Annotated in this window: 20 protein-coding genes; 9 read left to right on the top strand and 11 right to left on the bottom strand. The window is 73.5% G+C overall.

All coding sequences use genetic code 11. The features are described from left to right. Positions 1-62 precede the first annotated feature (62 nt). Entirely contained in the window at positions 63-782 is a 720-nt protein-coding gene (locus ABZ716_RS04230; RefSeq protein WP_358811541.1) for a response regulator transcription factor, read from the bottom strand. 33 nt (positions 783-815) lie between these two features. Beyond that, on the bottom strand, positions 816-1,637 hold the full coding sequence (locus tag ABZ716_RS04225; protein ID WP_358811540.1) for an adenosylcobinamide-GDP ribazoletransferase: 822 nt from the start codon (positions 1,635-1,637) through the stop codon (positions 816-818). Positions 1,638-1,707: 70 nt separating this feature from the next. Between ABZ716_RS04225 and ABZ716_RS04220 the strand changes: the two genes are divergently transcribed. Beyond that, entirely contained in the window at positions 1,708-2,481 is a 774-nt protein-coding gene (locus ABZ716_RS04220) for a hypothetical protein (protein WP_358811539.1), read from the top strand. Between the two features lie 72 nt (positions 2,482-2,553). Here the strand turns inward: ABZ716_RS04220 and ABZ716_RS04215 are convergent, their stop codons facing one another. Further along, complete coding sequence (locus ABZ716_RS04215; RefSeq protein WP_358811538.1) at positions 2,554-2,832, bottom strand: hypothetical protein; 279 nt, start codon at positions 2,830-2,832, stop codon at positions 2,554-2,556. 14 nt (positions 2,833-2,846) lie between these two features. Then, complete coding sequence (locus ABZ716_RS04210; protein ID WP_358811537.1) at positions 2,847-3,641, bottom strand: PspA/IM30 family protein; 795 nt, start codon at positions 3,639-3,641, stop codon at positions 2,847-2,849. A 263-nt stretch (positions 3,642-3,904) separates the two neighbouring features. On the opposite strand from ABZ716_RS04210, the gene ABZ716_RS04205 reads away from it, so the two are divergent. After that, positions 3,905-4,504 (top strand): DUF3043 domain-containing protein, encoded by a 600-nt coding sequence (locus ABZ716_RS04205; RefSeq protein ID WP_358811536.1) that lies wholly within the window; start codon positions 3,905-3,907, stop codon positions 4,502-4,504. Positions 4,505-4,581: 77 nt separating this feature from the next. Continuing rightward, on the top strand, positions 4,582-5,325 hold the full coding sequence (locus ABZ716_RS04200; RefSeq protein ID WP_358811578.1) for a class I SAM-dependent methyltransferase: 744 nt from the start codon (positions 4,582-4,584) through the stop codon (positions 5,323-5,325). 46 nt (positions 5,326-5,371) lie between these two features. On the opposite strand, the gene ABZ716_RS04195 is transcribed toward ABZ716_RS04200, so the two are convergent. Beyond that, positions 5,372-5,581, bottom strand: a complete 210-nt coding sequence (locus tag ABZ716_RS04195; protein ID WP_351881222.1) for a hypothetical protein — start codon at positions 5,579-5,581, stop codon at positions 5,372-5,374. 93 nt (positions 5,582-5,674) lie between these two features. Here ABZ716_RS04195 and ABZ716_RS04190 point away from each other — a divergent pair, with 93 nt between their 5' ends. The 5 genes from ABZ716_RS04190 to ABZ716_RS04170 all read left to right on the top strand — a co-directional run bounded on the left by ABZ716_RS04190 (position 5,675) and on the right by ABZ716_RS04170 (position 12,125). Continuing rightward, entirely contained in the window at positions 5,675-6,889 is a 1,215-nt protein-coding gene (locus ABZ716_RS04190; protein WP_358811535.1) for a bifunctional adenosylcobinamide kinase/adenosylcobinamide-phosphate guanylyltransferase, read from the top strand. A gap of 55 nt (positions 6,890-6,944) precedes the next feature. Further along, entirely contained in the window at positions 6,945-8,051 is a 1,107-nt protein-coding gene (cobT, locus tag ABZ716_RS04185) for a nicotinate-nucleotide--dimethylbenzimidazole phosphoribosyltransferase (protein WP_358811534.1), read from the top strand. A gap of 81 nt (positions 8,052-8,132) precedes the next feature. Next, a complete protein-coding gene (locus tag ABZ716_RS04180; protein ID WP_358956345.1) occupies positions 8,133-10,028 on the top strand; it encodes a phosphatidylglycerol lysyltransferase domain-containing protein in 1,896 nt (631 codons plus the stop codon). Further along, complete coding sequence (locus ABZ716_RS04175) at positions 10,025-10,855, top strand: hypothetical protein (RefSeq protein WP_358956342.1); 831 nt, start codon at positions 10,025-10,027, stop codon at positions 10,853-10,855. Before ABZ716_RS04180 ends, ABZ716_RS04175 begins: the two co-directional genes overlap by 4 nt. Before the next feature lie 94 nt (positions 10,856-10,949). Further along, complete coding sequence (locus ABZ716_RS04170) at positions 10,950-12,125, top strand: histidine kinase (protein ID WP_358811577.1); 1,176 nt, start codon at positions 10,950-10,952, stop codon at positions 12,123-12,125. Positions 12,126-12,168: 43 nt separating this feature from the next. Here the strand turns inward: ABZ716_RS04170 and ABZ716_RS04165 are convergent, their stop codons facing one another. The 6 genes from ABZ716_RS04165 to ABZ716_RS04140 all read right to left on the bottom strand — a co-directional run bounded on the left by ABZ716_RS04165 (position 12,169) and on the right by ABZ716_RS04140 (position 19,488). Continuing rightward, positions 12,169-12,594, bottom strand: a complete 426-nt coding sequence (locus ABZ716_RS04165; protein ID WP_358811531.1) for a hypothetical protein — start codon at positions 12,592-12,594, stop codon at positions 12,169-12,171. 105 nt (positions 12,595-12,699) lie between these two features. Beyond that, complete coding sequence (locus tag ABZ716_RS04160; RefSeq protein ID WP_358956340.1) at positions 12,700-13,527, bottom strand: endo alpha-1,4 polygalactosaminidase; 828 nt, start codon at positions 13,525-13,527, stop codon at positions 12,700-12,702. After that, positions 13,524-14,204: a spherulation-specific family 4 protein gene (locus ABZ716_RS04155; RefSeq protein ID WP_358956337.1), complete on the bottom strand. Its 681-nt coding sequence runs from the start codon at positions 14,202-14,204 to the stop codon at positions 13,524-13,526. The genes ABZ716_RS04160 and ABZ716_RS04155 overlap by 4 nt, the downstream gene beginning before the upstream one ends. Next, positions 14,201-15,799, bottom strand: coding sequence for a hypothetical protein (locus tag ABZ716_RS04150; RefSeq protein ID WP_358956335.1), 1,599 nt, complete (start codon positions 15,797-15,799; stop codon positions 14,201-14,203). Before ABZ716_RS04150 ends, ABZ716_RS04155 begins: the two co-directional genes overlap by 4 nt. Next, positions 15,796-17,346 (bottom strand): GT4 family glycosyltransferase PelF, encoded by a 1,551-nt coding sequence (pelF, locus tag ABZ716_RS04145; RefSeq protein WP_358811527.1) that lies wholly within the window; start codon positions 17,344-17,346, stop codon positions 15,796-15,798. Before pelF ends, ABZ716_RS04150 begins: the two co-directional genes overlap by 4 nt. Positions 17,347-17,460: 114 nt before the next feature. After that, on the bottom strand, positions 17,461-19,488 hold the full coding sequence (locus tag ABZ716_RS04140) for a hypothetical protein (RefSeq protein WP_358811526.1): 2,028 nt from the start codon (positions 19,486-19,488) through the stop codon (positions 17,461-17,463). Between the two features lie 357 nt (positions 19,489-19,845). On the opposite strand from ABZ716_RS04140, the gene ABZ716_RS04135 reads away from it, so the two are divergent. Continuing rightward, positions 19,846-21,384 (top strand): leucyl aminopeptidase, encoded by a 1,539-nt coding sequence (locus ABZ716_RS04135; RefSeq protein ID WP_351881254.1) that lies wholly within the window; start codon positions 19,846-19,848, stop codon positions 21,382-21,384. The last annotated feature ends 126 nt before the right edge of the window (positions 21,385-21,510 follow it).

Raw genomic sequence — 21,510 nt, 5'->3', positions numbered from 1 at the left:
CGCCGCATACCGCGCCCGCAGTACGCCGTCCGCCCGCGGGACCGCTGCGCGCCGGGACGGGATCAGTCGGCGCGCGGGCGGACCAGGCCCGATTCGTACGCGATGACCACCAATTGCGCCCGGTCCCGGGCCCCGAGCTTGGCCATGGCCCGGTTGACGTGCGTCTTCACCGTCAGCGGGCTGACCTCCAGCCGGGCGGCGATGCCGTCGTTGGACAGGCCCGCCGCCACCTGGACGAGGACCTCCCGCTCGCGCCCGGTCAGCGCGGCGAGCCGCTCGGCGTGGGCCGAGCCCCCGGCGGGAGCGTCGTCGTGGCCGCCCTGGGCGAGGAAGCTGGCGATCAGCCCCTTGGTGGCGGCCGGGGAGAGCAGCGCCTCGCCGGCGGCCGCGACGCGGATGGCGTTGAGGAGCTCGTCCGGCTCGGCGCCCTTGCCGAGGAAGCCCGAGGCCCCGGCGCGCAGGGCCTCGACCACGTACTCGTCCACCTCGAAGGTGGTCAGCATGACGACGCGGACCCCGGACAGCTCCGGGTCCTGGCTGATCATGCGGGTGGCGGCGAGCCCGTCGGTGCCGGGCATCCGGATGTCCATCAGGACCACGTCCGCCCGCTCCTCGCGGGCCAGGGCGTACGCCTGGGCGCCGTCGGACGCCTCCCCGACGACCCGCATGCCGGGCTCGGAGTCGACCAGCACCCTGAACGCGCTGCGCAAAAGCGCCTGGTCGTCGGCGAGCAGCACCTTGATGGGGGCGCCGCCCCGCTCCTGGGCCCGGTAGTCGTCCACGCCCCGAGGGTACGCGGGCGCCCCGGCGCGGGATCAGCCGAGGGCGAGGACGACCAGGACGGCCGTGGCCGCCGTCTCGCAGACGGCCCCGAAGACGTCGCCGGTGACCCCGTCGAAGCGGCGGACGCAGCGGCGCAGCAGGAGTTCGGCGGCGAGCAGGCCCGCCAGGACGGCCGCCGTCTGCCGCGCGGCGGCGGGCAGCCCGGCGGGGAGGGCGGCCAGCGCGGCGGCGGCCAGCACCAGGGCGGCCACCAGGGCCGCCACGCGGGGCGGGACCGCGCCCGCGACCGCCGCGCCGAGCCCGCCGGGCCGGGCGGCGGGCACGCCCCGGCGGGAGGCCAGCGTCATCGCGAGCCGGGCGGTGACGGCGGCGGTGACGGCGGCGAGGGCGCCCCGGCTCCAGGAGCCGGCGTACGCCTCGGCGAGGGCGGCGACCTGGATCAGCAGGACGAACAGGAGGGAGATGACGCCGAAGGGGCCGATGTCGGACTGCTTCATGATCCGCAGGGCGTCCTCGGCCGGCTTGGCGCTGCCGAGCCCGTCGGCGGTGTCGGCGAGCCCGTCGAGGTGGAGGCCGCGGGTCAGGGCGGCCGGGACGGCGACGGTGACGGCCGCGGCGAGCAGCGGACCGCCGCCGAGCAGCAGCAGGAGGGTCCCGGGTACGGTGGCGAGCAGGCCGACGGCGAGGCCGGCCAGCGGGGCGCAGGCCATACCGGTGCGGGCCGCGGGCCGGTCCCAGCGGGTGATCCGCGCGGGCAGGACGGTCAGCGTGCCGAAGGCGAAGCGGATGCCGTCGGCCAGGGTGGCGCGCTCCGCGGGCGGCACCGGCGGTCGGTCTTCGGTCGAATCTGTCATCGGCGCGAACGCTACCCGCTCACGGCGAGCGGTAAATTGCTCATTACGCGTCATATCGGAAGCGGGTGTCGTGGGTCACTGGTGGGTGCGCAACATCGTCGAGCCGGGGAAGCTCCCGTTGCTGCTCGCGCTGTTGTCGTTCGTGCTGTCGTTTCTGGTCACTCGTGTGATCACACGGCTGATCCGGGCCGGCCGGGGCCCCTTCAAGAACATCACCCCGGGTGGTCTGCACGTCCACCACGTGGTCCCCGGGGTGGTCCTGGTGATCATCGGCGGGTTCGGGGCGGTGGGCAGCCGCGGGCACGGCTTCGGCGCCTGCCTGTCGGCCGTGCTGTTCGGGCTGGGCGCGGGGCTGGTGCTGGACGAGTTCGCGCTGATCCTGCACCTGGACGACGTCTACTGGAGCGAGCAGGGCCGCAAGAGCGTGGAGATCGTCGTCCTGACGGCAGCGATGGTGGCGCTGGTGCTGGGCGGGCTCCTGCCGTTCGGGGTCAACGAGCTGTCCGCCGGGGAGCGGCACAGCCGCGGGCTCGTCGTGATGAACACCGCCACCAACTTCTTCCTGGCGCTGATCGCCCTGTGGAAGGGCAAACCGCGTACGGCGGTCTTCGGGACGGTGATCCCCTTCGTGGCGCTGATCGGGGCGATCCGGCTGGCCCGGCCCGGCTCCCCGTACGCGAAGCGGTTCTACGCGCACCGGCCGCGCGCCCGCGCCAAAGCGGGGCTGCGGGCCTTCCACCACGACCGGCGCTGGGCCCGCCCGCGCCGCCGGTTCGAGAACTTCATCAGCGGGCTGTCCGACCCCGACCGGGACCGGGAGCGGGAGAAGAGCCGTCGCGGATGAGGTGAAGGGCCCGCCCCCTGGCCGGGGGCGGGCCCTTCACCCGTGTCGGTGTCCGGTGGCGCGGGGCCGCGCTCAGCCCGGGATCAGTCCGCCGTCGCTGAGCATGTCCCGGACCTGTGAGAGCGTCGCGTCCGGCGCGGGCAGGATCAGGTCCGAGGGCTCCAGGGAGTCGTCGGGCAGCGGCTCGCCGATGCGCCGTACGGCATCCAGCAGGGCCACCAGCGTGCGCCGGAAGGCCGCCTCGTCGCCGGACTCCATCTCCGCGAGGAGAGCGTCGTCCAGCTCGTTGAGCTCGGCGAAGTGGCTGTCGGCCACCTTCAGCTGGCCTTCCCCCATGATGCGGACAATCATGACGGGCCCCTGTCCTACTGCTTGTCGAACCGGTGCGGGGTCTGCTGCGGCTGGGCGGTGCCCGGGGCACCGCCTTCGATGGCCTGCTGCTGCGCGGACGGGCCGCCGGCCAGCTCCGCCTTCATCCGCTGGAGCTCCAGCTCGACGTCGTTGCCGCCGGAGAGGCGGTCGAGCTCGGCCTGGATGTCGTCCTTGGAGCCGAGGCCGCTCTGGTCGTCCAGGGCGCCGGAGGCCAGCAGCTCGTCGATCGCACCGGCCCGCGCCTGGAGCTGCGCGGTCTTGTCCTCCGCGCGCTGGATGGCGAGGCCGACGTCGCTCATCTCCTCGGAGATCCCGGAGAAGGACTCCGCGATGCGGGTCTGGGCCTGGGCGGCGGTGTAGGTGGCCTTGATGGTCTCCTTCTTCGTACGGAAGGCGTCCACCTTGGCCTGGAGGCGCTGCGAGGCCAGCGTCAGCTTCTCCTCCTCGCCCTGGAGGGTCTGGTGCTGCGTCTGGAGGTCGCTGACCTGCTGCTGGAGCGAGGCGCGGCGGGACAGGGCCTCGCGGGCCAGGTCCTCACGGCCCAGGGCGAGGGCCTTGCGGCCCTGGTCCTCCAGCTTGGCGGACTGGGTCTGCAACTGGTTGAGCTGCAGTTCCAGGCGCTTGCGGGAGGTCGCCACGTCGGCCACGCCGCGGCGGACCTTCTGCAGCAGCTCCAACTGCTTCTGGTAGGAGTAGTCGAGGGTCTCGCGCGGGTCCTCGGCCCGGTCCAGGGCCTTGTTCGCCTTCGCGCGGAAGATCATCCCCATACGCTTCATGACACCGCTCATGGGCTTCGCGCGCCCCCTTCTAGACGGACTGTGTTCCAGATCACCGACAGGTCCCACAGTACGGGCCCTGCTTCCATTACCGCACTGTTCGCGTACGGATGCGCTCCTCCTCCAGGACGACTGCTCCCGCCGCCATGTCAGGCGTGAGGAGGAGGTGATCCCCAAGGGCCTCGGGAACCCCCGTACCCGGAAGACGCCCGCCGTTGCCGGATCGTTCCCCGGCGAGGTGGGCCGCCCGCCCCCGACCACGTAGGGTTGTGTCTGTGTTTGGTAGCCGCTCCTCCAAGGAAGAGAAGGCCGCCGCCACCGAAAAGGTGAGCGCCGGTCCCTCGCAGCCCCGTGACCCGCAGGCCCCCAAGGGCCGCCCGACGCCGAAGCGCGCTGTCGCCCAGTCGCAGCGCAAGGCCGTCGTGGCCTCGACCGGCAACCGCAAGGAGGACACCCGACGGGCCCGCGAGCGCCGCCGCGAGGAGATGGCCCGGCAGCGCGAGGCACTGGCCAACGGCGACGAGCGCTATCTGCCCGCCCGCGACAAGGGCCCCGTCCGCCGGTTCGTCCGTGACTTCGTGGACTCCCGCTTCTCCGTCGCCGAGATGTTCCTGCCGCTGGCCGTGATCATCCTGGTGCTGAGCATGATCCGGGTCCCGTCCATCCAGAACGTCGCGCTGATGCTGTGGCTCGGCGTGATCGTCCTGATCATCCTGGACTCGATCGGCCTGGCCTTCCGGCTGCGCAAGGCGCTCAATGAGCGCTTCGCGAACGAACCCCGCCGCGGCGCCCTCGCCTACGGCCTGATGCGCACCCTCCAGATGCGTCGCCTGCGTCTGCCCAAGCCGCAGGTCAAGCGCGGGGAACGGCCCTGACCGCAACGGTGCCCGGCCCGTCCGGGGCGTCGAAGGGGGAGGGCTTCTCCGGGGGAGCCAGGCTGTGGCTGGAGGGCCTGGGCGGACTGCGCAACGCCGTCCGCCAGGAACTCGTCGGCCGGCAGGTCGAGGAACAGATCACCCACCGCTTCCCCGTCGGGCAGCGGCTGCGCGTCCTCGACGTCGGCATGGGCCAGGGCACCCAGGCGCTGCGCCTCGCCCGCGCCGGGCACATGGTCACCGGGCTGGAACAGGACGCCGCCATGCTCGCGGTGGCCCACGCCGCACTGGCCGCCGAGCCCGCCGGGATCCGCGACCGGGTCGAGCTGATCGAGGGCGACGGCCGGGAGACGGGCGCGCACTTCGGGCCGGGCAGCTTCGACGTGGTGCTGTGCCACGGCGTACTGATGTATGTCTCCGAGCCGGACGCCATGCTCGCCGGGCTGGCCCGGATGCTGGCGCCCGGCGGACTGCTGTCCCTGCTGGTGCGCAACGGCGACGCGCTCGCCCTGCGGCCCGGGCTGTCCGGGGACTGGCCGGGGGCGCTGGCGGCCTTCGACACCGTCGACTACACGAACCGGCTGGGCCTGGAGGTACGGGCCGACCGGCTGGCCGACCTGACCGCCACCCTGTCGGGCATCGGCGCGCCCCTGCACACCTGGTACGGGGTGCGCGTCTTCACCGACGGCACCGAGGCCGGGGCGGAGCTCCCGCCGGAGGAGGAGCTGGAGCAGCTGCTGGCCGCCGAGGAACGCGCCGGGCGCACCGATCCGTACCGGTCGGTGGCCGCGCTGCTGCACCTGTGCGGGGTGCGGGGCTAGCTGTGGTGGCCGGGGCGGAGCCGCTCCCCGCCCCGGCAGGATCGCGTCAGGCTTCCGCGGCCGCGCTGAGGCTCATCGCGTAGATCTCCGTGTCGTCCTCGAACAGGGTCACCCGCTCCGCGCCTCCGTCCAGGAGCTCCTTCCAGACCTCACCGATCCAGGACTCCGCGTCCCCCTGCGTGGTGAACTCCTCCGGTTCCACCGCCGGGGTGGTCTCGCTGCCGTCGGCCTTCTCGAACCGCCACGTCCACGCCATGTCCGCCTCCGTTGGTCGTCCGCTCTTCGTCTTGAGTGTGCCCGCAGCGTAACCGGGCGCGCACCACTACCGGTGAAGCGAGAGGATCTCCGTGTGGAACTCACTCTCCTCGGCACCGGTACCCCCGAAGGACTGCCCCGCCCCGGCTGTCCCTGCGCCGTCTGCGCGGTCTGCGTCGGCACCCGGTCGCGCGCCGCGACCTCCGTCCTCGTCGACGGCGCGCTGCTCCTCGACCTCACCCCCGGAGCGGTGCTCGCGGGGGCCCGCGCCGGGCATTCCCTGGCCGGCGTACGCCAGGTGCTGCTGACCCACCCGCACGACGGGCCGCCCGTGGAGCTGCCGCCCGGGCTGCCCGCCGCCGGGCGGGTCCCCGACGGGCGGGAGCTGGCCGTGATCAGCGGGCACCGGGTGCGGGCGGTGCCGATGGACTCGCCCGGCACCGGGTACGAGGTCACCGGCCCCGACGGGGCCCGGATGCTGTACCTGCCTCCTGGGGGTGCGCCGGCCGGCACCGAGGGCGTGCCCGCGCGCCGCCCCTACGACGTGGTCCTCGCCGATGTCCTCGGCCGGCCCGAGGCCCTGGTCCGGCTGCGCTCGACCGGCGCCGTCGGCCCCTCCACCGACGTCATCGCCGTCCACCTCGACCACGACACCCCGCCCGGCCGGGAGCTGGAGCGCCGCTGCGCCGCCGCCGGGGCCCGCGCGGTGCCCGACGGCACCACCGTCGTGGCCGGCGACTACCACGCGGTGCCGGACGTGCCCCGGCGCACGCTGGTGCTGGGCGGGGCCCGCTCCGGCAAGTCCGTGGAGGCCGAGCGGCGCCTGGAGTCCTTCCCCGAGGTCACCTACGTGGCCACCGGCGGCACCCGTGAGGGCGACGCGGACTGGGCCCAGCGCGTCGGCCTCCACCGCGAGCGGCGCCCCGCCGGCTGGCGGACGTCCGAGACCTGCGAGCTGGTGCCGCTGCTGGAACTGCCCGGGGCTCCCCTGCTGATCGACTGCCTCGCCCTGTGGCTCACCGACGCCATGGACCGCGCGGGGGCCTGGGACGACGAGGTCTGGGCGGCCGGCGGCCAGAAGGAACTGCGCGCCCGCGTCGCCGCCCTGGTGGCGGCGGTCCGCGCCACCCGCCGCACGGTGGTGCTGGTGAGCAACGAGGTGGGCTCCGGGGTGGTCCCGGCGACCGCGGCCGGACGGCGGTTCCGCGACGAGCTGGGCCGCCTCAACAACGCGGTGGCGGGCGAGTGCGAACACGTCCTCCTGGTCGTCGCCGGGCAGGCCCTCGTACTCAAGGAGCAGCCGTCGTGACGGATCGGCGGCCGCCCCCGGAAACAGGGCCCCGGGCGGCTGTAATCTCTGGCAGATGACCACGCTGAATCTCGACGACTTCTCCGATCTGATCGAACGCCCCGACGGTGGCGTCCGGCGTGACGCCGAGGAGCGCCGTGGACGCCTCGCCGTGCCGCCGGGCGCCCTCGGCCGGCTCGACGAGCTCGGCGAATGGCTGGCCGCCGCCCAGGGCCGGGTGCCGGTCAGGCCGGTCGAGCGGCCGCGGGTCGTCCTGTTCGCCGCCGACCACGGCATCGCCGCGGCCGGAGTCTCCGCCCGCCCCGCGGGCAGCGCCCACCAGCTGGTGCGCGCGGTGCTCGACGGGACCAGCCCCGTCGCCGTCCTCGCCGAGCGCTTCGGCGCGGGCATCCGCGTCGTCGACGCGGGCCTGGACTGCGATCCCGCGCTGCTGCCCGAGGACGTGACCCGTCACCGCGTACGGCGCGGCAGCGGCCGTACCGACGTCGAGGACGCGCTCACCGTGGAGGAGGCCGAGGCCGCGCTCCGGCTCGGCATCAAGATCGCCGACGAGGAGGCCGACTCCGGCACCGACCTCGTCGTCCTCGGCGACCTCAGCGTGGGCGGCACCACCGTCGCCGCCACCCTCGTGGCCGCGCTGTGCGGCACCGACGCCTCCGTGGTCACCGGCCGCGGCGGCCTGCCGATCGACGACCTGGCCTGGATGCGCAAGTGCGCCGCCATCCGCGACTCGCTGCGCCGCGCCCGCCCGGTGCTCGGCGACCAGACGGCGCTGCTGGCCGCGGTCGGCGGCGCCGACCTCGCCGCCATCACCGGCTTCCTGCTCCAGTGCGCGGTACGCCGTACGCCCGTCATCCTCGACGGGGTGGTCTCCGCCGCCTGCGGGCTCGTCGCCCAACGGGCCGCGTTCCGCGCCCCGGACTGGTGGCTGGCGGGCCAGAGCAGCGGGGAGCCGGGCCAGGCCAAGGCACTGGACCGGATGGCGCTCAACCCCGTGCTCGACCACGGCGTCACAGTGGGAGAGGGAACCGGGGCCCTGCTGGCGCTCCCCCTGGTCCAGGCGGCGGCCGCGCTCGCCGCGGAACTCCCGGAACTTCCGGAGCCCGCGGAGCTCGCGGAGACGCCGGCCGGCCAGCGGCCGGCGGACCAGAAGACGGACTGAAAGTACCGGGCACCACGGGCCTGACCAGTCCGCAGTGCTCGTACGGCATGCGGACCGGTGGCGCCCATATCATCGCGTTTCATGGGAGAGGTCCGCTTGACCAGCGTAGAAACCGACCGGACGAGCCTCGATCAGGCTTCCGGCAAGGGTTCCAACAACAACAAGAAGGAGAGGGAGCAGGGAGCGGAAGCCTCCGCGAAGCCCGCGACCCGCCGGGGCAGCCCGAGCTCGCGGCGCGGCGCCGCCTTCGCGGTCTGGTACCTCCGGGCCGTCACCTTCGTCAACTTCCTCAGCGCGGTGTGGCTTTCGCTCGGGCAGGACCTGCGCCGGCACAACACCGCCGACTTCTACACCCCGTACCTGCTGACGGCCGGCTTCGCCTCCGGCCTGTTCTCGCTGCTGCTCGCGGTCACCATGGGCCGCCGCAAGCGGGCCGCGTGGATCCTGAACCTGGTGGTCAGCGGCCTGCTGCTGCTGGCGTTCGCGGTCGCCGCCTTCGCCCCGTGCACCAGCGGCGAGTTCAGCCTGTGCTACCCGGAGTTCCGCGACCACGCGCAGAACTGGGTCTCGCTCGCCCTCACCGCCGCCTTCGTCGGCGCGCTGCTGGTGGGCCGCCACGAGTTCTACGCCAAGGGCGACCGCTCCAACCCCAAGCTGGCCAGCGCCGTCGCCGCCGTCGGCCTGCTGCTGACCTCGCTGGTCGCCGCCCTCCTCGTCGGCGCCACCAACACCGACCCGGACCGGGCCGACGCCACGTTCCTGGCCCGCTGGCGCTACGGCGTCATGCGGCTGATCACCCTGGCGCCCGACGACAAGGCGTACAACGCGATCACCACCCCTCCCTGGGTGGACGTCTTCATCAACGTCATGTCGATGCTGCTGCTGCTCGCCGTGCTCTTCGCGGCCTTCCGCTCGCGCCGCGCCGTCGATCCCCTGACCCCCGAGGACGAGGAGAAGCTGCGCGCGCTGCTCGCCAAGCAGGGCGACCGCGACTCCCTCGGCTACTTCGCGCTGCGCCGCGAGAAGTCCGTCATCTGGTCCCCCACCGGCAAGGCGGCCGTCACCTACCGCGTCGTCGGCGGCGTCTCGCTGGCCTCCGGCGACCCCATCGGCGACCCCGAGGCATGGCCCGGCGCCATCGAGCCCTGGCTGGCCGAGGCCCGCGAGCACGGCTGGGTCCCGGCCGTGATGGGCGCCTCCGAGGAAGCCGGACAGATCTACGCCCGGCACGGCCTGGACGCCCTGGAGCTCGGTGACGAGGCCATCGTCGAGACCGACGAGTTCACGCTGGAGGGCCGCGCCATGCGCACCGTCCGGCAGGCGTACAACCGCGTCAAGCGCGCCGGCTACACCGTCCGCATCCGCCGCCACGCCGACATCCCGGCCGACGAGATGGCCGTGCTCCTCCAGCGCGCCGACGACTGGCGCGACGGCGCCACCGAACGCGGCTTCTCCATGGCCCTGGGCCGCCTCGGCGACCCCGCCGACGGCCAGTGCGTGATGCTGGAGTGCACCGACGGCAACGGCGAGCTGCGCGCCGTGCTGTCCTTCGTCCCCTGGGGCCCCAAGGGGCTCTCGCTGGACCTGATGCGCCGTGACCGGGACTCGGAGAACGGCCTGATGGAGTTCATGGTCATCGAACTCCTGGAACGCTCGAAGGAGATCGGCGTCACACAGGTCTCACTGAACTTCGCGATGTTCCGTTCCGTCTTCGAGCGGGGGTCCAAGCTCGGGGCGGGTCCGGTGCTGCGCATGTGGCGCTCGCTGCTGAGCTTCTTCTCCCGCTGGTGGCAGATCGAGTCCCTCTACCGGGCCAACGCCAAATACCGCCCGATCTGGGAGCCGCGGTTCATGCTCTTCGAGAAGAGTTCCGACCTGCTGCGCATCGGCATCGCGGCGGGCCGGGCCGAGGGCTTCCTGGAGGCGCCCGGCCTGCCGAAGTGGCTGCACCGCAGACATCTGGAGACGATTCGTTGACGTCGTGGACGACGGCCTCACCGCGGCGGTTCGCCCGCCGCGAGTGGGGCCCCCTGTTCTGGACCCTCAGGGAGGCGCTCGTCCGCGACACGTGGCGTGCCGTCCCGATGACCATCGGCGCGGTCTGCCTCACCTCGGTCTTCCAGGTCGTGCAGAACACGCCCTGGGGCTTCCAGCCCGTCCAGAACCTCGGGTCCGTCAAGGCCGTCGACCCCCTGTGGCTCGCGCTGCTGCGCACGCCGCTGTCCCTCTTCGTCCCCGCCCTGGACCTGCCGGTGTGGGGGGCGCTCGCGCAGGTCCTGCTCGTCTTCGGCATCGCCGAGATCTGCATCGGCTGGTGGCGCACCCTGATGATCGGCTACGTCGCCACCCTCGCCGGCACCACGTACGCCCGCATCGGGCTCTCGCTGGGCCCCCACCACCCCTTCGGGCTGCCCGTCACCGACCGGGTCGTCAACGACACCGGGCCCTCGGCCGCCGTGGTGGGGCTGGCCATCTACGTCTGCTGGCGCTACCGGGCGTACTTCACGGGCACCCTGGTGATCCTCGTGATGATCGGGGAGGTGCTGATCAAGGACAACCTGGCGGGCAAGGAGCACCTCGCGGCCATCGCCGCCGTGATGGCGGTGTGCGTGGTGCGCGCCAAGTGGGGGCCGCCCCGCTCCCGCGCCCCGCTGGGGCGGCGTACGGCGCCGCGGCCGTCCGGTCCGCCGCCGGGGCCACCGGAGCCGCCGCCTTCCGCGCCGCCGTCCCCGCCGGCGTCCGGGTCCGGGCCGGCGTCCGGGCCGGCGTCCGGGCCGGCGAAACGGTCCTTCGGCGGCGTCTGACGCCGTACGACCGGCGGTGGGCGCGAGCCCTTACCGTATCCGGGTGACGACCACAGACCTCGGGCCCGGGCCCTTCCCCACCGCGCGGCAGTGGATGCGGGCCCATCCGCGCGCCACCGACGCCGTACTGGCACTCGGGGCACTGGGCTTCATGGTCGTCGGCTCCTTCGTCGACCCGCACGGCCCGCTCGGCCCCACCTTCCGCACCCGCGCCCCCGAAGCGGTCTCCCTGCTGCTGATGCTGCTCGGCGCGGCCGCCCTCGTCTTCCGCCGCCGCGGCCCGCGCAGCGTCCTCGCCGTCACCTGCGGGCTGGCCCTGGTCGAACTGTCCACGGGCGAACCGCGGGCGCCCGTCGCGATGAGCGCGGTCATCGCCCTGTACACGGTGGCCGCCCGCACCGACCGGCCCACCACCTGGCGGACCGGCCTGCTGACGATGGCCGGCCTGACCGGGGTGGCCATGCTGGCGGGGCCGCTGCCCTGGTACGCGCAGGAGAACATCGCCATCTTCGCCTGGACCGGCATGGCCGCGGCCGCCGGCGACGCGGTCCGCAGCCGCCGCGCCTTCGTCGACGCCATCCGGGAACGGGCCGAACGCGCCGAGCGGACCCGCGAGGAGGAGGCCCGGCGGCGCGTCGCCGAGGAACGGCTGCGCATCGCCCGGGACCTGCACGACGTCGTGGCCCACCACATCGCCCTGGTCAACGTCCAGGCCGGGGTGGCCGCCCACGTCATGGACCGGCGGCCCGACCAGGCCAAGGAGGCCCTGGCCCACGTACGCGACGCCAGCCGCTCGGCCCTGAACGAACTCCGTGCCACGGTCGGCCTGCTGCGGCAGTCCGGCGACCCGGAGGCCCCGACGGAGCCCGCACCGGGACTGGCCGTCCTGGACGAGCTCCTCGCCACCTTCCGGCACGCGGGCCTCCCGGTGGAGGCCACCGTCCAGCTCGGAGCGGGCACGGACCCGCTGCCGGCGGCGGTGGACCTGGCGGCGTACCGGGTGATCCAGGAGGCCCTGACCAACGTCCGCAAGCACGCGGGCCCGGGCGCCCAGGCCCAGGTCAGCGTGGTCCGGGTGGGCGCGTCGGTGGAGGTGACGGTCCTGGACGACGGCGGCGACTCCGCCGACTCCTCCCCCGCCCCACCCACCCCGGCCGGCGGCCACGGCCACCTGGGCATGCGCGAACGCGCCACGGCCCTGGGCGGCACCTGCACCACGGGCCCCCGCTACGGCGGCGGCTACCGGGTCCACGCGATCCTGCCGGTGTGAGGGCGCGCGGCTCCCCCGGCAGCGCGCCGCCGGACCGCCTCGCTCAGCAGCAGTTGGGGAAGTCCCAGGGCCACCAGCCCTGGCCGAGGGCGGGGCGGACCTTGCCCACGAAGGCGCCGTTGCTGTTGTGGAGGTAGATGCCCGTGCGGAGCGTGCCCCCGGAGTTGTCTTCCGTCACGTTGATGGAGCTCGCCGCGCGGGCGGAGCCCATGGGGTCGGGCATGCCCAGGGAGACCCACCCCGACCATTGCTTGTGGTCGGTCCAGCGCGTCCACACCGCGTAGTCGAGGCCGACCAGGAACTGTTCCCGCTCGCCGCCCGGCAGGGCGTGGGTCTTCACCCCGTAGTCACATATGTACTTGCCGCCGCCCCCGGCGTTGCAGCTGTCCGCCGCCTGCGCCGGTGCGACGGCCATGGCCGTTCCCGCGAGGGCGGCGACGGCGACTGCGGCGGCCTTGATCTTCTTCAACCTGAGCACCCTGGTCTTTCAGTGTGATCGGCTCAAGCCGGGCCTTGTGGCCCGACTCTGACATTTCGTCACCTTACCGGGGGCCGTTGCGTCCCGCCCGGGCCGTCAGCAGGGTTTGCGCCAGGCGTCCAGGTCGTACTTCTTCTGCATCGAGCTCAGGTTCAGCTTCTTCGATCCCGCGCAGAACTCCTTCGGCGAGCGTTCGTACTCCACGTGGAAGACCGCCTTGTCCGCCTTGACGAAGGGGGTGAGGCGGTCGCACTCCTCGTATTCGGCGCACTGTTCGTTCACCGCGAAGTCGAAGTCGCCGAGCAGTTCGGGGATCTGGTCGAGGTCGTTCTTCAGGCCCACCGACATCCCGCGCTCGTGCGCCAGGCGGGCGATCAGGCGGTTGTAGGCGAGCTGGTGGCCGGCGGTCAGGGGGAAGCCCGTCGTGTTGCGGTAGCCGTCCATGTTGTCCGGTTCCACCGCGTCGAAGCCCTTGGCGCGGCACATGTCGAGGCGCTGGGCCATCAGGGGTTCCAGGGCGGCCGTCTGGCGGATGTCCAGCCAGCGTTCGCCCTCCCAGCCGTTGTCCTCGCCGAGGAGGGACTGGGGGAAGGCGGCCGCGTCGGGGCGGAAGTCCTCCCAGGCGCCCGTGGAGACGTAGCAGATGGTGCGGCGGCCGGCCGCCCTCAGGGTCGCCACCTGCTCCTTCGTGGTGTTGAAGCCGTCGATGTCGTACACCGGCACCTTCACCGAGGTGTCCAGCTTCCCCGTCAGCTGCCACTGCCAGGGCGTACCCGGCCGGGGCTGCCAGCGCCCTCCCGGCGGCGACGAGGACGGGGACGGACCCGGCTCCGGGGTTTCGTCGTCGTCCGGGGTCGCCGTGCAGGCGGCGGTGAGCAGGAGCAGGCCGGTGACGGCGGCCACCGCGGCGGGGAAACGCTTCATCCTGCGGTCTCCAGGGCGTACGGGAGGGTGCCCCACGGGTGGGCGCCGGTGCCGGGGACGGCGCAGTGGACGGCCGCCCGGCGTTCGGCGGCCAGTTCGGCGGCCGGGGCGTCCGGCGGGACGGCGTACACGAGGTGGCAGAACCGGTCGGCGGGGTGGTCGGCGGTCCAGGGGGGCGGGGTGGCGGAGCCGTCGCGGTAGGCGTCCCAGGGGCCCTCGAAGGTCACGAGGAGGTCGGCGAGGGCGGCGTACCCGGGGTGCGGGTGGACGCCGTGGTTCAGGACGAGCGTACGGGCCCCGGCGGCGCGGGCGGCGACGGTGAGCCGGCCGTAGTGGGGCAGCAGTTCGGACCCGGAGGCGGCCTGGTCGAGGAAGGCGCCGTCGGCCCCGTACCAGTCGCGGTGGCGCAGCAGGTCCTGGACGACCTCGGCGTGGGGACGGCGCCCGTAGTCGGTGTCGGTGTAGCCGAGGACGGCCACGCCCGCCTCCCGCAGCCGGGCGGCGACGGCGGCGAACCGCTCGTCGGGGGCGGTGCCCGGCCCGCTGGCGGGGTTGAGCACCACGGAGTGCAGCCGGCCGGCGCAGGCGATGAGCCGCTCCCACGCCTCGGGCCGGTCGGCGGGATGCTCGTAGAGCGGGACCAGGAGCATGGGGGCCTTCTCGGGGTGCGGGGTCATCGGTGGGCCGTCGCACGGCCGAGGAGCAGGCAGACGAGGACGGCCAGCACACTCGCGGCGGCGCCGGCCACCGCCAGCTGGACCAGCCGGGGCTGGCCGGCGCCGGCCAGCAGGGCCAGGCTCTGGGCGGCGGCCGCGGCGGCGCAGACCACGGCGGCGGGGCGGACGGCGCCGAAGGACTGCAGCAGCAGCCCCGTCCACATCACCGCGCCGAGCAGCAGCAGGACGGCGACGCGGTCCCAGGTCAGGGACGGGGCCTGCGGCCAGAGCAGGGTTCCGGTGGTGCCCAGCAGGAACAGCACCGTCAGGTACGCGGCGAGGCACCGGGCCAGGGTGGTGAGCATCCGGCTCCGGAAGGCCGAGGGGGAACGGGCCGCGCGGAGTCCCGCGAGGCTGCCGCTGCGGAAGCGGTGCAGGAGCCATTCGGCGGGCCCCATGCTGAGGGTGAGGGCCACCGCCGAGGGCGCCGAGACCGCTTCGGCGGGGCCGCCGGTGAGCACCTCCCCCAGGGCGGCGTACAGCACCAGCAGACCGGTCCCGAGGCCGAACACCCCGTAGGGAACCGAGTCCCCGATGCGGGGTCCGCGCCGGGTGTGGTCCTCCTCGGCACCCCGCAGCATCCGCCACCGCACCGCGCCCCCCTCGCCCGGGTGGCGCTGCGCCCAGCCGGGGGCGCCTCCGGCGATCCTGCGCACCGCACCCCGTACGCCCGCCGCCAGGGGCAGCTCCCGCAGGGCCAGGGCGCAGGCCGCGGTGAGGGAGACCAGCAGCAGGGCCACCCGTACCGGCACGGGAGGGTCGCTGAACAGCGCGAGCACCGACCCGGCTGCCATCGGGGCGAGGGCGGCGAGCAGCAGCCGCTCCCGCCGCAGGACGAGCAGGACGGTAGCGGCGCCCACGTACAGGGCCTGCCCGGCGGCGAAGGCGTACGAGAACGGCGGCCCGCCCGGTACGGCGAACGCGGCGGCGGTGCCCAGGAGGGCGCCGACGGGGGCTCCGACGAGCAGGGTCCGTCCGGCGGCGGCCCGGTCGCCGAGGCCGATCCAGGTGTAGGCGCGGTGGGACAGGGTCTGGTCCCAGACCCAGCCGATGAGGGCGCCGGCGAGCAGGGTCAGGGTGCCTGCGGGCAGTCCGAGCCGGTCGGGCGGTCCTTCGAGGAGGGGTTCGCCCAGGAGGTAGGCGAGGCCGGGCAGGGCGAAGATCAGCCCGCGCAGGAGGCAGGCGGTGAGGGAGACCTTCCAGGGGTCGGGGAGGGCGTCGGGTTCGGGGAAGGATCGGGGGACGCGGGTGAAGAGCTCCTCGGCGAGGGCGAAGGAGTCGGGGCGGCCGTAGGTGAGGCGGATGTACTCGTCGGTCATGCCGTCGGATTCGAGGACGGCGGCGATCTCGTCGGGGTGGACGGCGGCGGCGACGAACCCTTCCAGGCGTCCGGCGAGTTCGTCCATCGGGTCGGCCCCGGGCCGGCCGGGCCGGGGCAGGGCGGGCAGGGTGTCGGTGGCGGCCGCCGGTGCGCCGCGGCGCGGGCGGGCCACGTGGCCGACGTGGACCCAGGAGCCTTCGGGGCCGGGCGGCTTGAGCCAGAGCGATCCGCTCACCACACGCTCCCGTCGGCCGCGAGTTCCCGGTACCAGGGGTCGGCGAGGCGGGGGGTCCACGGGTCGGCGGGCTGGAGGGGCAGGACGGGCCGCGCGGCCTGCTTCTGCTCGTCGAGCCCGCGGTAGATGTGGCGGAAACCGTCCACGGACTGGTGGAGGGTGAACTTCTCGACGACCCGTTTGCGGGCCAGGCGGCCGAGTTCGGCGCGGCGTGCGTCGTCGCGCAGCAGGGCGAGGGTGGCGCGGGCCATGGTCTCGGGTTCGCGGGGCGGGACGACCAGGCCGGTGTCGGCGACGGCTTCGCGGACGCCGCCGACGTCGGTGGAGACGGTGGTGCGGCCGCAGGACATGGCTTCGATGATGCTGAAGGGGAAGCCCTCGCTGATGCTGGAGAGCATCACGACGCTGCCGGCGGCGTAGGCGCGGGCGACCTCGCTGATGCGGCCCTCCCAGCTGATCCCGTCGGCGACGCCGAGTTCGGCGGCGAGTTTCTCCAGCCGCAGCCGGTACTCCTCGCAGCCGGCCGGGACGGGGCCGAAGAGGCGCAGCCGCAGGGCGGGGAGTTCCTCGCGCATGAAGGCGTAGGCGCGGATGAGGGTTTCGAGGTCCTTGATGGGGTCGATACGGCCGCACCAGCTGAGCGTGGGCACCTCGGGTTCGGGGCCGGCCTCGGGGAAGACGTGCGGGTCGACGCCGTTGTAGACGGTGCGGATCCGGTCGGAGTCGGCGCCTCCGCGCTCCTCCCAACGGCGGTTGTACTGGTTGCAGGGGGTGATCAGGTCGGCCTGCCGGTAGCCCTCGGAGTTCAGCTCCCGGTAGAAGCCGAGCACGAGGGCCTTGACGGGCCAGCGCTGGGCGGCGCTGCGGTAGCCGAGGTAGCGCTCGCGCAGGTAGATGCCGTGCTCGGTGAGGAGGAAGGGGACCCCGTCGAGGCGTTTGGCGGCCAGGGCGGGGAGGGTGGCGAGGCCGCTGCTGACCGCGTGGGCGACGCTGTCGGGCGGGATCCGCACGGCGAGCGGGCGCAGGGCGTGTTCCAGCAGGTCGGTGGCGGTGAGGGCGTCGTGGACGGTGGGGTCGGCGGAGGCGGTGGCCAGGCCCGGGCGGGTCCACACGGCCATGAGCAGGCGCAGGACGGATTCGGAGCGCAGGGCGGGGGCGAGCCGGCCGGCGCGGGCGAGGCGGGCGAGTTCGGCCAGGGCGTCGGAGAAGGAGGAGCCGCCGGGGCCGGCGGTGGCGTGCCCGGGGTCGAGCAGGGAGAGCAGGAAGGTTTCGTAGACCTCGGTGAAGCGGCGGTGGGCCTTCCCGCGGAGGGTGGTGCGGCGGGTCTTCGGGGGCGGCGGGCCCCACAGTGGGACGGCGGTGTGCCGGTAGACGTTGCGCGGAAGCTCCCAGGTGACCGGCTCGCGTCCGGAGCCGGTCAGGGCTATGACGTTGAAGTCGACCTCCGGCATCCCGCGTACCAGTTGGTCGCACCAGGTGCTGACGCCTCCGTGGACGTGCGGGTAGGTGCCTTCGGTGAGCATGGTGACATGACGCCCATGGCTCATGTGCTGAGTCCCCCCAGGACGGAAAAGGGGCCGGCGCCCGTGGTGGGCGGACGCCGGCGCTGGGTACTGCCGGGTGGAGCGGATGACGGCGAAGGCGCGCGGCGCGCGCCGCGGTCAGGGGAGCCGGAGGGTGACCGCCGACTGGAGCAGCTCGGGGCCCGTCCAGGTGGAGCGGGTTCCGGCGTAGGCGGTGCCGAAGTCCGCGGTGCCGAGGAGCAGCTGCTTCTTGGTGCCGTTGGGCGCGGTGAGCGGGGCGAGGATGCCGGAGGGCGCCTTGACGGTGACGTCCTTGCCGATGCGGTAGGCGGTGACCTGGCCGGCGGCGATGGCCTTGTCCCAGGCGGCGCGGCGCTGGAGCTCGGTGCCGGTGGCCTTCATGCTCTGGTTGACGATGGGGGCGCTGGGCGCGTAGAGGGAGCGGTAGGTGTCGAGGACCTGGTTGAGCACCGGGTAGAGGGTGCGGTCCTCCGCGAGGTTGGACTGGTGGACGTAGTGCGGCTTGGGGTCGTTGGCCAGGACGTGGCGCAGGGCGGTGCGGGCCTCGGCCGGGACGATGTAGTCCTGGTAGCCGGTGGCGGCGTCCAGGGGGGCGGGCAGGCAGGTGGAGGTCGCCGGGTTGTCCTCGCACAGGCCGCTGCCGCCGTCGGCGCGGCTGGTGTAGATCCAGTTGTACTCGTCGGCCATCTCGGCGTTGGTGCCCGTGTTGTAGTACACGTTCATCGGGTACCGGGGCACGGTCAGGGCGGCGCCGACGGCCCGCTGGTCGGGTTCGCGGGAGTTGTCGCTGCCGGCCCACTTGACCCCGTTGTCGGCGAGGGCGCCGGCCAGGTTGGGGTTGTCCTCGGGCTGCTGCGGGAGGGTCTTGAGGCCGGAGTGCTCGCCGGTGACGAGTTCGGTGCGGTCGGTGGTGAGGCCCTTGGACGCGGCCCAGTTGTTGTTGTCGCGGATCTGGGCGGAGATGTCGGCCCGGCTCATCCAGCTGGTCTGGCCCTGGGCGTCCTTGGTGCAGGTCCAGGGGGTGGTGGTGGTGTCCTGGGTGCAGCCGAGGAAGAGGTGGGTCCAGGTGTGGTTCATCCAGCGGTACTTGGCCTTGTCGGCCAGCAGCTGGGTGGTCAGGGCGTCGGTTCCGCCGTTCTCGGTCTTCCACTCCTCGCCGGCGCCCGCGTTGAAGAGCAGGTCCAGCTTGAAGTCCTTGGCGGTCTGCCACTGCGCCAGGTACTGGGCGTCGGCGGCGGTCATGCGGATGGTGGACTCCTTGCCCTCGCCGCCCGCGCAGGCGTAGTCGCCGGGGGTGCAGTTGAGGGTCTTGTCCCAGCGGGCGTCGGGGGCGAGGACGTCGTCGACGTGGACGGCGAAGTAGTTGCGCTCCTGCCCGAGGTGGACGCCCTGGGTGAGCCAGTCGACGATGCCGCGGGCCAGCAGCCGGAACTGCTGCTGGTACTGGTTGTAGCCGAAGGTGACGACGAGTTCGCTGCGCCCGTCGTGGGCGTACTCGCCGACGAGGGAACCGCGTCCGGAGCCGACGGGGGCGTCGACGTAGCTGGTGTAGCCGGCCCTCGGCTTGGCCAGGAACCCGTAGCTCTCCGGAATGAGGGCGGAGTTGTCCTCGAAGGCGACTTGACCGCCGAGGTAGCCGAAGGGGCCCGTCTTGCCGGCGGCGGTGACGGCGGCCTGCGTGCCGTCGAGGGTGCCGGCGTAGCCGCCGTTGTCGGTGTATTCCAGGCCGACTTCGGGGTGGGCCCAGGTGTAGGCGTCGACCTGGCGGATCCCGTACGCCGTCTCGTACGCGGTGAGCGCCGCCATCTCGGCGGAGCCGGCGCCGAAGGGGTTCTCGTTGGGCAGGATCACGCCCTGGTACTTGGCGCGCGGCCGGCCGCTGACGGTGTCGCTGAGGAAGGCGGCGTCGATCACCGGGCGGCCGGCGGCCCCCAGGTCGATCCGCGTGAACGGGACCCCGGTGTCGCGGAGTTCCGCGGTGAGCGCGCCGACCGAGCTGCCGCCGTCGTCGACGACCAGCACCTTCAGGTCGATGCGCGGGACCACCGTCGCCGCGTGGGCGGTGGTGGCGGGTACCGCAACGGACAGCAGCGCCGCTGCGCCCATGGCTGCGGCGGCCCTGTTCATCCGGTTCTTGTTGACCATTTCGGCCTTTCCCCCCGCAGGCGTCCCCCGGTTCGGCCCATGGCGGACGGCCGGGCCGGGGAGGCTCTGTGGAAATCATGCAAAAGGACCCCGCGTCCCCTTGCGAGAGTGGCTCGATCTTCGCGGACCTCGTCAGGTCTAGGCGGCAAACCTGGAGCAGAGTCCACGGATGGGTGAACCTGGTGGCCCCGTGGTCGAACAAGTTGCCAAACCTTCGAGTGACGTACGGGTGACGGGCTGCGCGTAGGCTCGTTTCCGGCGGCCGTCGGGCCCGAATACGATCGCTGCGGAGCGGCCGGCGACCCCGACGCGACAGAAGCGCCCATATAACACAAACGGAAGCGAGACTTCACCACCGTGACTGCTCTGACTCTCAGCACTGCCGGCGCGGCGACGCTGCGCGCCGACGCCCTCGTGGTCGGCGTGGCGAAGGGCCCGAAGGGGCTCGTCGTGGCCGCCGGCGCGGAGGCCGTGGACACGGCGTTCGACGGAAAGCTCGCCGCCGTGCTCGATGCGCTCGGCGCCTCCGGCGCGGAAGGCGAGATCACCAAGCTGCCCTCCCCGGCCGGCCTCAAGGCCCCGGTCGTGCTGGCGGTCGGCCTGGGCTCGGCGCCCGAGCAGGACCAGTCCTTCGACGAGGAGGCCCTGCGCCGCGCCGCCGGCTCCGCCGCCCGCGCCCTGCACGGCTCCAAGAAGGCCGCCTTCGCCCTCCCCCTGGAGGACGCCTCCGCCGTCACCGCCGTGGCCGAGGGCGCGCTGCTGGGCGCGTACGCCTTCACCGCCTACCAGGGCGGCGAGAAGAAGAACGGCAAGGACGAGAAGAACGGCGGCCCCAAGCAGCCGCTGGCCGAGGTGGCCCTGCTCGGCGCCAAGCCGCGCGACAAGGAGCACAAGGCCGCCGCCGAGCGCGCGGCCGTCGTCGCCGCCGAGGTCAACGTCGCCCGCGACCTGATCAACACCCCGCCGAACGACCTCACCCCCGCCGCCTTCGCCGCGATCGCCGCGGCGACCGCCAAGGAGCTGGGTCTCAAGGCCCAGGTCCTGGACGAGAAGGCCCTGGTCAAGGGCGGCTACGGCGGCATCATGGGCGTCGGCAAGGGCTCCGAGAACCCGCCGCGCCTGGTGAAGATCGCCTACACCCACCCCGAGGCGGACAAGCACCTGGCCTTCGTCGGCAAGGGCATCACGTACGACTCGGGCGGCATCTCCCTGAAGCCGGCCGGCCACAACGAGACCATGAAGTGCGACATGTCGGGCGCCGCCGCCGTGTTCTCCTCGGTCGTCGCCGCCGCCAAGCTGGGCCTGAAGGTCAACGTCACCGGCTGGCTCGCCCTCGCCGAGAACATGCCGTCCGGCTCCGCCACCCGCCCCGGTGACGTCCTGCGCATGTACAGCGGCAAGACCGTCGAGGTCCTGAACACGGACGCCGAGGGCCGCCTGGTCCTGGGCGACGCCCTGACCAAGGCGTCCGAGGAGAACCCGGACGCGATCGTCGACGTGGCCACCCTGACCGGCGCCATGGTGCTGGCGCTGGGCGACCGCACCTTCGGCATCATGGCCAACGACGACGCCTTCCGCACCTCGATCCACGAGATCGCCGAGGAGGTCGGCGAGTCCTCCTGGCCGATGCCGCTCCCCGAGGACCTGCGCAAGACCATGGACTCCCCGACGGCGGACATCGCCAACATGGGCGTCCGGATGGGCGGCGGCCTGGTGGCCGGCCTGTTCCTCCAGGAGTTCGTCGGCGAGGGCATCACCTGGGCCCACCTCGACATCGCGGGCCCCGCCTTCCACGAGGGCGCCCCGTACGGCTACACCCCCAAGGGCGGCACCGGCTCCGCCGTCCGCACCCTGGTGCGCCTGGCCGAGCGCACCGCCACCGGCGACCTGGGCTGACCCGCCCCCGCCGCAGCGCACGAACCCGCCCCGGGACCGGCACCTCGGCCCCGGGGCGTGTTCGCTCTGGAAGAAATCTTGAGGATCAGTAGGTTTCTACGCCCGGGTAACCCGGACTTCGGGCGG

The organism is Streptomyces sp. NPDC006687 (genome assembly GCF_040636215.1).
Lineage (GTDB): Bacteria > Actinomycetota > Actinomycetes > Streptomycetales > Streptomycetaceae > Streptomyces.
This window is presented reverse-complemented; position numbering and strand designations above follow the sequence as displayed.